Origin of the sequence: Bradyrhizobium sp. 23, assembly GCF_023073295.1 — a bacterium.
In the GTDB taxonomy this organism is placed as follows: domain Bacteria; phylum Pseudomonadota; class Alphaproteobacteria; order Rhizobiales; family Xanthobacteraceae; genus Bradyrhizobium; species Bradyrhizobium canariense_D.
Genome location: NZ_JADPJF010000077.1, coordinates 1 through 300, shown reverse-complemented (window position 1 = coordinate 300; position 300 = coordinate 1). Strand labels below are relative to the sequence as shown.

1 pseudogene is annotated in these 300 nt (G+C 58.0%); it reads right to left on the bottom strand.

From position 1 onward, the window contains the following. Window positions 1-300: pseudogene (locus tag IVB32_RS20135) on the bottom strand (hypothetical protein); the annotation flags it as partial.

Sequence of the window (300 nt, the reverse complement as noted above, 5' to 3'; positions counted from 1 at the left end):
TGGTTGCGTAATAGCGGCGTGCACCGCGCCCTTGTCGTTGGCGATTCCATTCGCGAACGAGGCAATGAGGCTCCGCTTGGATTCTTCAATCCAAGGTTCCAGCTCGATCTCGGCCTTCCTTCGGATCATCGCGTGGAAGCGGCCAACGAGAGCTTGGGCATCGGCCAGCATAGGAACGTTTTGTTCGATGACCGCAAGCGTGACGGTCTCGGCTTTGTTAGGTGGTCGCGCTTCGTCGTCATCAGCTGCGCTATCGTCCTGGCGGCGGGGACCTTCTGCAATTGTTGATGGCTGATAGTC